13 protein-coding genes are annotated in these 13,621 nt (G+C 48.3%); 3 read left to right on the top strand and 10 right to left on the bottom strand.

Annotation, left to right across the window (positions count from 1 at the left end; genetic code table 11):
* Nucleotides 1-167: 167 nt before the first annotated feature.
* Together zwf and gnd are read right to left on the bottom strand one after the other, a co-directional pair.
* The gene (zwf, locus tag AAW31_RS07275; RefSeq protein ID WP_046849724.1) at nt 168-1,544 is read right to left on the bottom strand and encodes a glucose-6-phosphate dehydrogenase; all 1,377 of its coding nucleotides are present in this window, start codon (nt 1,542-1,544) and stop codon (nt 168-170) included.
* 10 nt (nt 1,545-1,554) lie between these two features.
* Nucleotides 1,555-2,574 (bottom strand): phosphogluconate dehydrogenase (NAD(+)-dependent, decarboxylating), encoded by a 1,020-nt coding sequence (gnd, locus tag AAW31_RS07280; RefSeq protein ID WP_046849725.1) that lies wholly within the window; start codon nt 2,572-2,574, stop codon nt 1,555-1,557.
* A 556-nt stretch (nt 2,575-3,130) separates the two neighbouring features.
* On the opposite strand from gnd, the gene msrB reads away from it, so the two are divergent.
* Nucleotides 3,131-3,649, top strand: coding sequence for a peptide-methionine (R)-S-oxide reductase MsrB (gene msrB / locus AAW31_RS07285; protein ID WP_046851591.1), 519 nt, complete (start codon nt 3,131-3,133; stop codon nt 3,647-3,649).
* 46 nt (nt 3,650-3,695) lie between these two features.
* On the opposite strand, the gene AAW31_RS07290 is transcribed toward msrB, so the two are convergent.
* Together AAW31_RS07290 and AAW31_RS07295 are read right to left on the bottom strand one after the other, a co-directional pair.
* Nucleotides 3,696-4,229 carry an IS630 family transposase gene (locus tag AAW31_RS07290; RefSeq protein ID WP_309567616.1) on the bottom strand — a complete coding sequence of 178 codons (534 nt, stop codon included), beginning with the start codon at nt 4,227-4,229 and terminating at the stop codon, nt 3,696-3,698.
* Nucleotides 4,162-4,521 (bottom strand): IS630 transposase-related protein, encoded by a 360-nt coding sequence (locus AAW31_RS07295; RefSeq protein WP_046849727.1) that lies wholly within the window; start codon nt 4,519-4,521, stop codon nt 4,162-4,164. The genes AAW31_RS07290 and AAW31_RS07295 overlap by 68 nt, the downstream gene beginning before the upstream one ends.
* Before the next feature lie 668 nt (nt 4,522-5,189).
* Between AAW31_RS07295 and AAW31_RS07300 the strand changes: the two genes are divergently transcribed.
* Nucleotides 5,190-6,497, top strand: a complete 1,308-nt coding sequence (locus AAW31_RS07300) for a hemolysin family protein (RefSeq protein WP_046849728.1) — start codon at nt 5,190-5,192, stop codon at nt 6,495-6,497.
* Nucleotides 6,498-6,728: 231 nt separating this feature from the next.
* Here the strand turns inward: AAW31_RS07300 and AAW31_RS07305 are convergent, their stop codons facing one another.
* The 4 genes from AAW31_RS07305 to AAW31_RS07320 form a co-directional block, all read right to left on the bottom strand.
* On the bottom strand, nt 6,729-7,928 hold the full coding sequence (locus tag AAW31_RS07305) for a glycosyltransferase (protein WP_144412877.1): 1,200 nt from the start codon (nt 7,926-7,928) through the stop codon (nt 6,729-6,731).
* Nucleotides 7,929-7,933: 5 nt separating this feature from the next.
* The gene (locus AAW31_RS07310; protein WP_046849729.1) at nt 7,934-8,236 is read right to left on the bottom strand and encodes a hypothetical protein; all 303 of its coding nucleotides are present in this window, start codon (nt 8,234-8,236) and stop codon (nt 7,934-7,936) included.
* A 376-nt stretch (nt 8,237-8,612) separates the two neighbouring features.
* On the bottom strand, nt 8,613-9,971 hold the full coding sequence (locus AAW31_RS07315; RefSeq protein WP_046849730.1) for an APC family permease: 1,359 nt from the start codon (nt 9,969-9,971) through the stop codon (nt 8,613-8,615).
* A 9-nt stretch (nt 9,972-9,980) separates the two neighbouring features.
* Nucleotides 9,981-10,736: a protein-L-isoaspartate(D-aspartate) O-methyltransferase gene (locus AAW31_RS07320; RefSeq protein ID WP_082110369.1), complete on the bottom strand. Its 756-nt coding sequence runs from the start codon at nt 10,734-10,736 to the stop codon at nt 9,981-9,983.
* A gap of 530 nt (nt 10,737-11,266) precedes the next feature.
* Between AAW31_RS07320 and AAW31_RS07325 the strand changes: the two genes are divergently transcribed.
* Nucleotides 11,267-11,446 (top strand): hypothetical protein, encoded by a 180-nt coding sequence (locus AAW31_RS07325; RefSeq protein ID WP_046849731.1) that lies wholly within the window; start codon nt 11,267-11,269, stop codon nt 11,444-11,446.
* 106 nt (nt 11,447-11,552) lie between these two features.
* On the opposite strand, the gene AAW31_RS07330 is transcribed toward AAW31_RS07325, so the two are convergent.
* The gene (locus AAW31_RS07330; RefSeq protein ID WP_082110370.1) at nt 11,553-12,428 is read right to left on the bottom strand and encodes a class I SAM-dependent methyltransferase; all 876 of its coding nucleotides are present in this window, start codon (nt 12,426-12,428) and stop codon (nt 11,553-11,555) included.
* Nucleotides 12,429-12,908: 480 nt separating this feature from the next.
* Nucleotides 12,909-13,466, bottom strand: coding sequence for an elongation factor P (gene efp / locus AAW31_RS07335; RefSeq protein ID WP_046849733.1), 558 nt, complete (start codon nt 13,464-13,466; stop codon nt 12,909-12,911).
* Nucleotides 13,467-13,621 lie beyond the last annotated feature (155 nt).

A 13,621-nucleotide genomic window follows, 5' to 3' on the forward strand; every position in this document is an offset into this window, starting at 1 on the left:
AGTGAGCGACGTATAGCAAAAATAAAAGTGCTTATACATATAAGAAATAAAGGTATAAGAATGTGGATACAGTGTCAAACACATTGACCAGAAATCACAAACCCAAAAATTGGGTATGTTATCGGCAGGTAAAATTGCTGAATTTCAGATCTGGAGCTCTTTTATCCTTAACTAGTGACTACCGGGTTTTGCCACCCACCGGGCGGCACGACGCGCTGATCGAGCTCTATCGGTCCCCAAGTGCTCGGCTCGTATTCGTATACCGGCGTGGTCGCTTTCAGGACGGGATCGATGATACGCCATGCTTCTTCCACGTAGTCCTGGCGCGCAAACAACGTCGCATCGCCTTCCATCGCGTCATCAAGTAAACGTTCGTAGGCATCCGCCTGCTCAGCACCGGGGTGGCGGCTCGCCAGCAACTCAATTTGCTGACCAGCCATCTTATCCTCAGGATCGTTCACTGTCAGGCCGAAAGCACCAGTGATATCGGGGCTGATACGGAAACGAAAGTAGTTTCTCTGTGGATCACAGGTCGAAAACACGGTTGGTGGTCGGCGTAAGCGTACCAGAATCTCCGTGCATGTCACAGGCAGCGACTTGCCTGCGCGAATATAAAATGGTACGCCTTGCCAGCGCCATGAATTGACTTCCAGACGCAAGGCAGCGAATGTCTCAACTTGTGAATTCCGTGCTACGCCCCCTTCGGCGCGATACCCTCGGTACTGCCCACGAACCAGATTAGTCGCTTCAATTGGCGGAATGGCCTTCAATACCTTTACCTTCTCGTCGCGCATCGACTCACTATCAGTGCGCACCGGCGGTTCCATTGCTAGATTGGTCAATATCTGGAAGAGATGATTCTGCACTACATCGCGGATGGTGCCGATATGGTCATAGAATGCGCCACGTCCCTGAACCCCGAAATTTTCTGCCATGGTAATCTGTATGCTCTCGACGTGGTTCCGGTTCCAGAACGGCTCTAACAGCGCATTGGTGAATCGGAAGAACACCATATTGTGCACGGGCCGCTTGCCTAGGTAGTGGTCAATACGGAAGATGGCTTCTTCAGCAAACGTTTTCAGCAGGATGTGATTGAGCGCCTGTGCAGAAGATAAATCTCTTCCAAATGGTTTCTCCAGGATGAGGCGTGCTCCATTGGTACAGCCGGCCTTGACGAGTTGCTCGACTACTGTCCCGAAGAGCGCAGGCGGGATGGCGAGATAGTGTACCGGTCGTTGGGCCGCCCCCAGCTCTTTGCGAAGAGCATGGAAAGTGGCCGCATCGTTGTAATCACCGTCTACATAGTGCAGTAACCCTGACAGCGTATCAAAAGCTGCGACATCAAGCCCGCCGTGCTTCTCAATACTCTCCCGAGCACGCGCTCGTAGTTGCCCAAGCGACCACCCGGACTTAGCCACGCCAATCACCGGCACGTTCAAGCTGCCGTGCTTCACCATAGCGTGTAATGACGGGAAGATCTTCTTATAGGCTAGATCCCCCGTTATTCCAAAAAAAACCAGTGCATCGGAATATAGGCTATTCATAATGAGTGCCTCACTCCCTTGGTTTCTCTAGGTGACCACCGAATTGGAGGCGCATCGCTGAGAGCAATCTGTCCTGATAATCCGCCTCACCGCGCGAACTGAAGCGTTGATAGAGCGCAGCGGAGAGCACCGGTACTGGCACGGCTTCGTCAATCGCCGCCATAATCGTCCAGCGCCCTTCGCCGGAATCGGACACCCGTCCGGAAAACTGCTTCAGATCCGCATCTTCGACCAGCGCTGCCGCTGTCAGATCGAGCAACCATGAAGCAATGACACTGCCACGCCGCCACACTTCGGTAATATCACGCAGATTGAAGTCATATTGGTAATGCTCGGGGTTGCGCAACGGTGTCGTCTCGGCATCGGCCACATGTTCCTGCTTACCGATATTAGCATCACGCAGCACTCCCAGTCCTTCGGCATATGCAGCCATCAGGCCGTACTCGATGCCGTTGTGCACCATCTTGACGAAGTGCCCACCCCCATTCGGCCCGCAATGCAGGTACCCCTGTTCCGCCGTACCGCCGATCTCGTCACGGCCGGGCGTGCGCGAGATATCGTTTCCTCGCCCGGGCGCCAAACAGGCAAAGATCGGATCAAGGTACTGTACCACCTTGGACTCGCCGCCGATCATCATACAATACCCGCGCTCCAGACCCCAAATTCCCCCGCTCGTACCTACATCCACATAGTGGATGCGCTTGGCAGAAAGTTCTTTTGCGCGACGGATATCATCGACATAGTATGAATTACCGCCGTCGATCAGAATATCGTCGGGATCCAGCAACGGCGATAAACCTGCGATCGTCTTATCTACCACCGCCGCAGGAATCATCAACCATATTACGCGCGGCTTTGCGAGCTTCTCCACAAGATCATCCATTGACGTGGCGCCAATGGCTTTCTCGTTAACTAATTCCTTCACTGCTTCCGGCGACAAGTCGAACACCACGCACTCGTGGCCGGCATTGGTCAGGCGCCGCACCATGTTGGCACCCATTCGTCCAAGACCGATCATACCTAATTGCATTATCGTTCTCCTCTTGAGCGTGACTGCTTTTGTCAAAGCGGGCGCACCTTAACCTCTCGAAGATGGCAGTAAATTCTTCATGCCGGCGCGCAAGTTTATAGGAAAAAACACATTTTCCCATTAGAAATGAAAGTACTAGAAAGCGGATGAAGTGTCAAACATATTGATAAACGATTAAAAATTCAAAAATTTGTGTTTGTTTGGTAGCAAAGTGTTGGTTTTACATTAAAGGTACTGGTTCCAAATTTTTTATTGTCTTTCAAGCGCGCAGGATACTCAAAGGCAAAAGGTCGACCAAGTCAGAAAGAGAGCGATTAAGGGTGACATGGGTCCGCGCTTTCAAAACGCCCGAAATGTGATTATTCTGGAATATATAGCGTATCTCAAACTAAAGCGCTTTTAAATAAATTATAATGGAAACAAGTAATTCCATGCCTTAGCTATCAGCATTGGTTTATAGATTTCTATTGTGCTATTCAATAACTACAAAACAGTTTACGTTAATAAAACTAGATGAGTAAGTTCACGCGCACCCTTGTTGGTTGAAGAAAATTTTATGAAGCGACGTACTTTGTTACAAATGCTCGGCCTGGCAGCCGTGTTTCCACTGGTTCCCGCATGCTTTCGCGCACAAGTGGTGGGCGAAGCGATCACACCTATTACGCCTCTCAACAAACCACATAAGGAATGGCGTAAATTGCTCTCATCTAGGGCTTTTCAAATCCTGTTTGAGGAAGCTACCGAACGTCCAGAATCCAGTAATCTGGTTTATGAAGATCGTGCAGGCATCTTCATTTGTGCCGCCTGTTATTTACCCTTGTTTGATAGTGCACATAAGTACGAGAGTTGGACGGGCTGGCCGAGCTTTACCCAGCCAATCGCCGGGCATGTAGCGACTAAAATCGACTTTAAGAGGATCTGGCCACGCACGGAATATCACTGCGTGCGCTGTGGCGGTCATCAAGGCCATGTATTCCGCAACGGCCCGCCTCCGCGTGGAGAACGCTGGTGTAATAACGGAATTGCTCTAAAGTTTGTGCCAAAAGACGAGCAACTGCCAGCCCTTCGGAGCTGATCAGAAAAGTTGCCGCAAACTTATAGCAGATCCCATATAAAATGATTTAAATTTCATAAGCGGCAAAGAGCTGCTCGATGGAACAACCTTCCCTTTTTCTGATGGCTTTGGCCTGAGCCCATTTGGGTTCAATGTCATTTAAGTCTGGGGAATAAGGCGGCAGGTATTCAAGTGTATGCCCGGCATTGGCAATGGCGGTTTGGATATCCTGCCGTTTATGAAAGGTTGCGTTGTCCATGACAATCACGCAAGCGGGCAGAAGTTTAGGCAAAAGGTCCTGCGTCAGCCACGCATAGAAAATGTCAGCGGTGATATTGGCGATGAACAGACTTATGGTCAGCAGCGTCTTTCCGATGAGAGCGCCAATCACATTGGTTCGACCTCGTGCATGCCAGTCTTTTACGCCATGGACGCGCTCACCCACTGGCGCATAGCCATGCGTGCGTGGCATGTCGTGCGCAAAGCCGCTTTCATCAAGGTAGACGATAACGCGGCCTGCTCGCTCATAGTCTTCAATTTTTTTCTGGAAGATACGCCGCTCTTTTTCGCTGGCTTTGGGGTGACACAGGCTTTTTTTTATAAGTCACGCCCAGACGCTTTAAAGCATGGTTAATGCCTTGCTTGCTGACACCCAACCGTTTGGCGCGCTCGTACTGATACGCGTCCGGATAATTCTTGATGTCCTGCGCCAACATTTCCATGCTGATCTTGGTGGCAGGTTTGTTGCGGGTGGTCTTGGGATCGGGAGTTTTGATCCAACGCATCACGCTGGCGACACCTACGCAAAAACGCTGCGCCACTTGCGCCATTGAGAGGTTCTCCTTCTCACGAACGGATAATACTTTACGGCGAAATAATATCGGATAGGTCATCTGTAAATTATAATCAATTTATAGGGGACATGCTATATCTGCTTCTTTCTCTTCTCAATACCAGCTTCTTCTGTTTACTAACCCATCTTTTTACGGTGCAGAAAATAAGTAATGTCCCATCTCATTTGCCTGCGCCACATCAAAAGCACTAAAACCAAATCAGGAGCCCATGAAACCACTTAACCCGTGAGAGAAGCTATACTTAACCAACAAACCTACACCGGCAAATTAAACGACCTCGTCTTACATAACTCCGTAAAACACGTCAATATTCATTACCGTCTTTCCTATCAAACCGGTCTATTTTTTCATCAACACTTCTTTAAAAAGGTGAAAATCCGATTCGGGTAGACTAACAAATGGATCATAAAGATTAGGATCAAATAAGAAAAATTTACGGTCGATGTGTTCCTCAATTTTCAAAGAATGTAGAAGATTATTTCAACGTTATACCTTTATGAGATCTTCCAATTGAGCTCGTATCAACTTCCATAATTCAGACTGATGATATGGAATCTTTTTCATGAGCCTGGTTTTGAATCTTCTAATAATGCGAAGAAAACCAGTCTGTTGCAGAAAATAGCGATCATTAATAAATTAATGATTTTAATTATTGTCTGATAAATTACTGATTTATTAACACCTGGGCGCAACTGGGCGCTCTTATTATGGAAATTGCGCTACTTTTTGGGCTTATTATTCTTAACGGCATTTTTGCCATGTCTGAAATTGCGCTTGTCATGGCTCGCAAGGCCCGCTTGCAAAAGCTCATCAATGCAGGCGATCATGCTGCCAAGGCTGCTGTGGAACTGGGCAACGATCCCACTAAGTTTCTCTCTACCGTGCAAATCGGTATTACCTCGATTGGCGTCATGAACGGTATAGTCGGTGAAGCAGCCTTAGCCGGGCCTCTGAGTACCGGCCTCACTACGCTAGGTATTCCCTCGCCTCATGCCGGTTATCTGGCCACCGGCTTCGTGATTGTAACCATCACCTACTTTACTATTGTGCTGGGCGAGCTCGTCCCTAAGCGTTTAGGGCAAATTAATCCCGAATCGATTGCACGGCTGGTGGCTCGCCCCATGATGTTACTTGCGACCTTGGCCAAACCCTTTGTATTTCTACTTTCGGCTTCCACGCAACTCTTATTGCGCCTGTTCGGTATTAAAGATATTGGCCGGCAACCGCTGACGGCAGAAGAACTGTATCTGGTTCTGGAAGAAGGCTCACAAACGGGTGTTATCGAGCAGCAAGAGCACCAAATGGTGAAAAACGTATTTCGCCTGGATGATCGTCAGATCGCGTCACTTATGGTGCCGCGCAGTGAAGTCATCCATTTCGATGCCGATGAAAGCCTGGAAGAAAATCTGCAACGTTTTGGGATGAGTCCACATTCGCGCTTTCCCGTGGTGCGTGGTAACTGGAATGATGTCTTGGGGATGGCGAGCGCGCGCCAAATACTGGCGCAGACCCTGCGTGGTGAGCAGCCGAATCTCATCAAAGATTTGCAACCTGCCGTGTTCGTTCCGGAGTCACTCACGGGCATGGAGCTGCTCGAGGAATTCAAGAATTCCAGTGTGCAAATGATCATCGTGGTCGATGAATATGGCGAGGTACAGGGCATCGTGACATTGCAAGATGTCTTGGAAGCGATTACCGGTGAATTCGTACCGCATAAAATTGAAGAATCCTGGGCAGTTCACCGCGATGATGGCTCGTGGCTACTTGATGGCCTGATCCCGATTCCTGAACTTAAAGATCGGCTCAGGATAAATGCAGTGCCGGAAGAAGAGCGCGGACGCTATCACACGTTAAGTGGCATGATGATGCTGCTTTTGGGAAAAATCCCACAAACGGGTGATCGGTGTGAGTGGGAAAACTGGATCTTTGAAATCGTTGATCTCGATGGTTTTCGCATCGATAAAGTACTGGCAGCGCCTAAACCCGCTATTGATGAAAAAAAGCAAGGCGCATGAAGAAAAAGCAAGACGCCCGAATGGTAATTTAACTTTTATTACTCACGCACCCATGCACCTTTGTAAAATGATTAAGCCGTGCACAAGGTAGTCTGAGCAGCCGCTCTTCAACGCGTCCATATTCTACCGTAACTCCTTTTTCTTATCTGGATCGTACCCCTCTCTCTACTTCTTCCAAGAGGTCAAACCTTACTAAAATACTCGATTTAAGGAGCGCGAATTTAACAACCTCTACTCTGCACTCTCCAACAGCCTGCGGTAACCCGCGACGGTGGCGTCGACTGAAAACTCAGCAGCACGTGCTTGTAGATATACTGCATCCGGCGGAGCTGCCAAGGTCGCAAGCATCGCACCTGCCATGGCTTCAGGATCTCCGATTGGCACCAGCGTGCCATAGGTTCCATCCTGCAGGATCTCACGGGGGCCATTCGGGCAATCGGTGCTGATGACGGGGCAGCCGCTTGCTAACGCTTCAAGCAGCACGAGCGCAAAACCTTCCCATGCTGAAGACAAGACAAATAGTGAGGCATGACTCATCCAGGCAAAGGGATTGTCGACAAAGCCAGGCATGAGAACGGAGTCCTGCACGCCAAGCTGATGAGATAATGTTTCGAGCATTCTGCGCTCGCTGCCCTCACCCACAATTACCAGTCGCAGATCGCGTTTCTTGTGCGCAATAGCAAAGGCGCGGATAAGCGTAGGAAAATCCTTCTGGCGGTGCAGGCGCCCCACGCCGAGAATGAGTGGGCGCGAGCGATCGGTGAGCCAGGGATGCTCAACCGGCATCTGGCCGACACGAACCACTCTTTCGGCATCGACAGGGTTATAGACCAGCGTGATCAATTCCTCGGGAAGGTGCGCTGTATGGGCCAGGTCCTGTGCCACCCCGCGGGATACGGCAGCAATCGCGTCTGCCTCTAGGTAAAAACGCTGCACGAGTCGCGGATAAGCACGTCGAAACAGGCCGTGGCCACGGTGTGCCACGATTGACAATGTATTGTGCTCGCTGACTACCAGCCTCGCAGGCAAGCCGGTAGCAGCGCGCGCGATAATAGCCGCGAGATTTGATTGGGTTCCTGCCGCTAGAACGGCGTCAGGCCTGGCAGTACGCAGATACTCTATCAATGCGGGCAAGCGCCAGAACATATCTGGCTTCAGCGGTGTCAAGAAGGGCAACAATCGGAGCACATCATGAGGACGCGCCTGGAGCAATGCAAGGCTACTGGTGAGTATATTGCTGCGGGGTAGATATCGAATGCTCACGCCTGACGGTAGCTCGCCTGTTGTTCCACCAGCACCATGGCCCGTTACGACCTCCACCTGGATACCACTCTTCGCAAAGGCTTCGGCCAACTGCAAAACAATGCGCTGCATTCCACCCCCCTCGAGTGTGCGCACAATCAAAGCGAGCGAACGAATCGGCAGAGACACCACGATCAATAATCTCCTGGAGCAACAGGTAGCGCTTTAGCAGAAGCGCATACCCCATCAATTTCGTTCGCGCGCCCTTCTCCAAAATACCAATTACCATACCCTCTATTGGGTAAGTATGCGACAACAAAATATGAATCAATCGGTGCAAGAAAATTGGACGTCAGTCCAATGTTTCTTTGAAATCGAGATAAATTGTCAGGATAAGCACAAACGGTACACTGATCAGACTTTTTGTCACGAAAATCGCGAGATTTATAGCATCCGATGTCGTGTGCAACGCCTCGATGCAGAGAAGATATAGACACCACCCTTTCTCCCCATGAATTAGGAGTTACCCTTGCTATTAGTTGTCTCAGAGTAGTATAAGCGCTCACGTTTAAATCAAATGGTTATTAAAGGGAGGCTACTCTGGAATAAACTATACTCCAGGTAAATTTAGATGTCGATGATACGGCACCCCATATGGATTCAGTATTGAACTTAGCGACCGATCAACGCATTCGAAGTAAGCGGTTTTTTTGATTAATGGACCCCTCTAAAATCCATATTTGCGAGCATCCGCTTCACGGATTGCCTGCTTACCCCGCTGCGCCAACATTTTTTGTTCTCGCATTGTCTTGGTTAGAACTCTGAATTTCTAGAGTGCCCCTAATGTGGTTAAGGCTGCGTCCTTGCTGCAAGTCACGCGCCCTTTTTCCCGATACGACGGAATCGATACCAGAGTAAGTATAGTGGCGTCCCAGCTAAGACGGTCGCGATTCCCACACCTCCTTCTAACGGCCGTTCATAGAGCACGCTCCCAACTATGACGATTGACACCATCACATAGAACGCGGGAATAAACGGATAAAAAGGCGTGCGATAAGGGCGGGGCAAATCCGGTTCCCGTCGACGTAGAATCAATACTGCACCGACTGCGAGTGCGCTGAAAATCACCAACGCAAAACCACTATAAATTACCAATTGCTCGAAGCTCCCCGATACAATCAGGACTGAAGCCCAGAGGCTTTGCAGCAGAATAGCGTTGAACGGAGTACATTGCCTGCCAGAGGTATTCGCAAAGATGGAGGGAATCAACCCATCTTGTGCCATGGCATAGTAGACGCGCGATCCGACCCACACCATGGCGCTCACAGCTCCTGCGATCGAAAGGCACAAGATGACAGTTACAAATCGGCCGGCTTCGAGGCCCAGCATGGCTCGCGCAACTTTATCGGCAACGGGTAAAAGTGGTGGCGTAGCTAGCTCCGTCACCGGCAGAGCGTAAAAATAGAATCCATTCAGCATGAGATAAAGCAATGCCACGAAAAGTGTCCCGCCAATCATCGTGCGGGGAATAGTACGGGCAGGATCAGTAATTTCTCCCGCCAGATACGCCGCGGTATTCCAGCCAGAATAGGCATAGAGCACAAAAACCAATGACACGACATAAGCTCCCATACTGAAGGCAGGCTGAGTATCCGCGGGAATAAGATGTGCCCAGTCACCTGCTCCGAACATCAGCCCTGCTACCATGAACAAGAGAATGGCTCCCACCTTCAGCAACGTCAAGCTGCGCTGGAGAGCGCTTCCTGCCCCACCGCCAGCCAGGTGGAAGCCTGTAATGGACCAGAGGAGGGCTAAGGCTAAGGCTGTAGATAGCAACCTTCCCTCGCCATTAAGCGGAAGGAGTTGGAGGAAGTAAGCAGCAAAGCTCATGGCACTTGCAGCAATAGCAGCACTAAAGCCGATGGTGAAAGACGTCCATCCACTTAGAAATCCAAGGAATGGCCCATAGGCGCGGCGCAGGTATGTATATTCTCCGCCGGCGACTGGAAAGGCCGCGCCCAGCTCACTATAGGAGAGAGCCCCTGCGAGCGCGATCAGCGCCCCTACCAGCCAAACCGAGAGGATCAAACCAGGATGTCCGAGATCGCGGGCCATGAAGCCGGTAGTGGTAAAAATGCCAGTGCCGACAACACTACTGACAAGGACGCAGCTAGCCGTAAACCAGCCGATGTGCCGGGGAAGTGTAGACGGATCTTGCTTTGATTTCTCCATCTGCACGATCTACTCTTGTTGTCTCTCGCGCACTAACGGGACAAACCGCACGAGCGTAATGATTTTACGCTCAAAGCCTTTAGCAGTCCGGTAATGGAGTTCCAGGGTCTGGTAGTCGCGGCCAACTGGCAGAATCAGCCGCCCCCCAACCGCGAGCTGATCAAGGAGCGGTTGCGGTACATGATCGGGTGCGGCGGTTACAATAATGGCATCGAAAGGCGCCTCTTCAGGCCAGCCTCGGTAGCCATCACCAACGCGCGTGTGGATGTTGCGGTAACCTAGTTCCGCCAGTGTATGCGCGGCTTTTGTCGCCAAGGGCTCGACAATCTCTATGGTGAAGACATCCGGCACAATCTCAGCCAGAACCGCAGACTGGTATCCTGAACCGGTTCCTATCTCAAGCACCCTCTTGGTTCCTTCCAATGCCAGTGCTTCGGTCATGAGCGCAACAAGAGAAGGTTGCGAGATCGTCTGGCCGTGGCCGATCGGGAGAGGAATGTCATAATAGGATAGATAAGAATAACTAGAGGGAACGAACTTATGGCGAGGAACATGGCGCATTGCACCCAGGATCTTCGGGTCCTTAATACCCTGAGGAATGATCTGTTCATCTACCATTCTGTCGCGTTCAGTTTGACGCGTAGGATCTTTGAGCAGCGAGTCCTCTCGTGAAACTCCGCTGCATCCGGTAAGAGCAAGCAGACTGTGGATCAACAGGATGCTGACTATCCATAATGATATCAACGCACGAGCTGATGAGTTCATAAGAGATACGGTATCCAAATTATGAAATCTAAAAGAATAGGTAAGCCTATGTCGAGAAATAAAAGTTATTCTCTATTAAAGTAAGAAGTATATAAAGTTAATTAGTTGGAACACACTTTCTGTTAAACGATCCAAAAATTCTCATTTGAGCAGAGCAATTCAAACTTTGTCGATTGCTGGAGTCGATTGACACACATATCACCGGTAAAGTTGCAGGGTGTATTCATTAACAGAAGAAATCCAGCACTGCAGCTCGGCTTAAACTATTGATTCATTGAAAAACCCAAAGGATTCAATTAGTCATCCTCCTCTTTATGTAACTCCAACAATTAATTTTTTTGGGAGAAGCTACCCTTGGATCCGGTAAAGTAGTGTAATTGCGCCTACAATAACGATTAATTTCACAAACCAAATGGATATGTTTGCCCAAATGTACCCGGAGTTCGTACAAAGGCCAATAAAAGGACTAAGGTATGCTGAGTTTTGTGGAGTGAAGGAGCATCCAGTAGAGCAAGAATCATAAAAGCGCTATGGACGATCGACGAATGCTCCTGCAAGCAACTGGAATCAAGGATCGAGCAATCTTTGCTTTGCCCGAGGCAATCACCATAGTGCTGCAGCAACTTTGCAATCAGTGGTCTAAGCTCATTTCTATTCAAGAAATCACTGAGTATTTGCACGCCTCATACCGAGGCGGCATCCCAAAATGATACGAAGGCGAGCTGTAGACAGGATAAATATTACGACTAGGTGAAGCCGACAAAGCCAGTGTTGATTGAGAAATGGAATTATAGCTATTTGACCGAGAGCATCCCGTTAAAGGTGAAGCAGCTCCTCTCTCCCCTTCCCTGTTTTAGATTTCTTATAGAGGCCTATATGAATATGGATTTCATCATCATAAGGAATGATATGGCTCCAGTCTTTAGCGAATTTCTCCGGATTGCCCGCGCAGTCCAAGAGTTCAAATAGCTGATAGATCCAGCCCTGCTCGAAACCGAATCGATAGCCATCGTCGATAGAATCGAAGACCATGCGCTTGCGGATCTCGATAGAATCGACTTCCTTAAATCCGAAATTGGTCATCTTACTCCTCAATTCTTGAGAACTCTTAGGTATGTAATGCTTAGCAGAGCTAGGACTAAGTCCCAATGGAATGCCGAGTTTTTGCCCTTTAGGCCAGGAGCTGAGAAGAGAGGACGCTACTGAAATATACCCATCCGGCTTAAGCAGCCCTGCGACTAGCGGCAGAAGCTTATCTATGGATACATATGACAAGAGAAAGTGAATAAAAACCACATCAGCTTTATGATGTATGAAATTCGACATGGTCAGTGCGCTAGCTTGGACAATCTGCATTGGAGGATATTTTTCTTTGGCAATTTCCAGCATCTTATGAGAAATATCGATACCGTATACTTCATTCAATGATCCGAAAATATTTTCTGCCAGCAGAATATTTTCACCCGTACCAGTCCCCACATCGATAATCGAAGGAGAAACCAAAGGCAGCTGTGAGAGTTGAATTTCAATCTCATGCTTGACGCGCTTAAAGATCCTACCGTAATCATTGTCATAACCCGCTGCTATCTGGTCATAGATTTCACTGTTCGCTGTTTCGTCTTCTTTTCTCTGGTATATACTGCTCGTCGCCATCTTAGCGAAGTTTGTGATCGTACTGGGCCTAATTCTCATTATGAATTCCCTTTTGACAATCAAGAGATGGAAAATCGCCCCCCAGAGCAGGGGAGCACCATGAAATCAGGAGCGGCAAAAGCTCAACAGCACTCCTTTTGTCTTTAATATAATAGCTTTCTTGAGATTACCGAAGATCACTTGAAACTTAATGATATTCTGTTGAATATTACATTCAAACTCCAACTTTTATCGTTCAGTATTATCTCGATAGCTTCTTTGACCTTATTTTTGATTCTTTTATAGGATCTTTGTTCAGAAGAACGCTTGATTATTATTTGGCCATTACCAGAGGATAAATTGGCAAATCAAACTATCACGTCTAAACATAAATTTGGCCAATGCTTTAACGAATAACGAGGGATTAAATTTACGTGACTGCTATTTTCTTTTGATCTAAAAAATGTCGTGTATTCACACTCTAGAAATAACAAAGGAGCCTATTGGCTCCTTTGTTATTTCTGTTATAGGTGGGGAAAATTACTTGGCGCGGCTGCGGTATTCCAGCGTGCGGGTATCAATTTCGATTTTGTCGCCGATTTCGCAGAACAACGGTACCGGCAATTCAAAGCCGGTGGCAATTTTAGCAGGTTTCATTACCTTGCCGGAGGTATCACCCTTGACGGCGGGTTCGGTATAGGTGATTTCGCGTACTACCGAGTTGGGTAGTTCGACCGAAATAGCCTTATCATTATAAAATACCACTTCGCAAGGCATACCATCTTCCAGGAAATTGAGCGCGTCGCTCATAGTTTCTGCTTCAACTTCATATTGGTTGTATTCAGCATCCATGAAAACATACATGGGTTCGGCAAAGTAAGAATAGGTAACCTCCTTCTTATCCAGCACAACGATGTCGAATTTGTCATCTGCCTTGTACACTGCTTCACTGGGTGATTCGGTGAGCAGATTCTTGAATTTCATTTTTACTACGGAAGAGTTGCGACCGGATTTGGTAAATTCTGTTTTCAGCACGACCATAGGGCTGTTGCCAACCATAAACACGTTACCTACACGAAGTTCCTGGGCTGTTTTCATCTAAATCTAATAGTTCTAGGGATTATAAATATTTCTATTATACTCTGAGCACTTTTAAGAATTCAATTCCTCTTATTATATGAAGAATATTTATAAATAATTATTTTCTAACTATCAAATAGATAGTTCATTAAAATTTTTGTTTATCTCTTATC

Origin of the sequence: Nitrosomonas communis (assembly GCF_001007935.1) — a bacterium.
GTDB lineage: Bacteria > Pseudomonadota > Gammaproteobacteria > Burkholderiales > Nitrosomonadaceae > Nitrosomonas > Nitrosomonas communis.

What these genes read in the sequence shown, in the direction of transcription:
- zwf (WP_046849724.1), bottom strand. Translation starts at nt 1,544, where the DNA reads ATGAATAGCCTATATTCCGATGCACTGGTTTTTTTTGGAATAACGGGG.
- gnd (WP_046849725.1), bottom strand. Translation starts at nt 2,574, where the DNA reads ATGCAATTAGGTATGATCGGTCTTGGACGAATGGGTGCCAACATGGTG.
- msrB (WP_046851591.1), top strand. Translation starts at nt 3,131, where the DNA reads ATGAAGCGACGTACTTTGTTACAAATGCTCGGCCTGGCAGCCGTGTTT.
- AAW31_RS07295 (WP_046849727.1), bottom strand. Translation starts at nt 4,521, where the DNA reads ATGACCTATCCGATATTATTTCGCCGTAAAGTATTATCCGTTCGTGAG.
- AAW31_RS07300 (WP_046849728.1), top strand. Translation starts at nt 5,190, where the DNA reads ATGGAAATTGCGCTACTTTTTGGGCTTATTATTCTTAACGGCATTTTT.
- AAW31_RS07315 (WP_046849730.1), bottom strand. Translation starts at nt 9,971, where the DNA reads ATGGAGAAATCAAAGCAAGATCCGTCTACACTTCCCCGGCACATCGGC.
- AAW31_RS07320 (WP_082110369.1), bottom strand. Translation starts at nt 10,736, where the DNA reads ATGAACTCATCAGCTCGTGCGTTGATATCATTATGGATAGTCAGCATC.
- AAW31_RS07325 (WP_046849731.1), top strand. Translation starts at nt 11,267, where the DNA reads ATGGACGATCGACGAATGCTCCTGCAAGCAACTGGAATCAAGGATCGA.
- AAW31_RS07330 (WP_082110370.1), bottom strand. Translation starts at nt 12,428, where the DNA reads ATGAGAATTAGGCCCAGTACGATCACAAACTTCGCTAAGATGGCGACG.
- efp (WP_046849733.1), bottom strand. Translation starts at nt 13,466, where the DNA reads ATGAAAACAGCCCAGGAACTTCGTGTAGGTAACGTGTTTATGGTTGGC.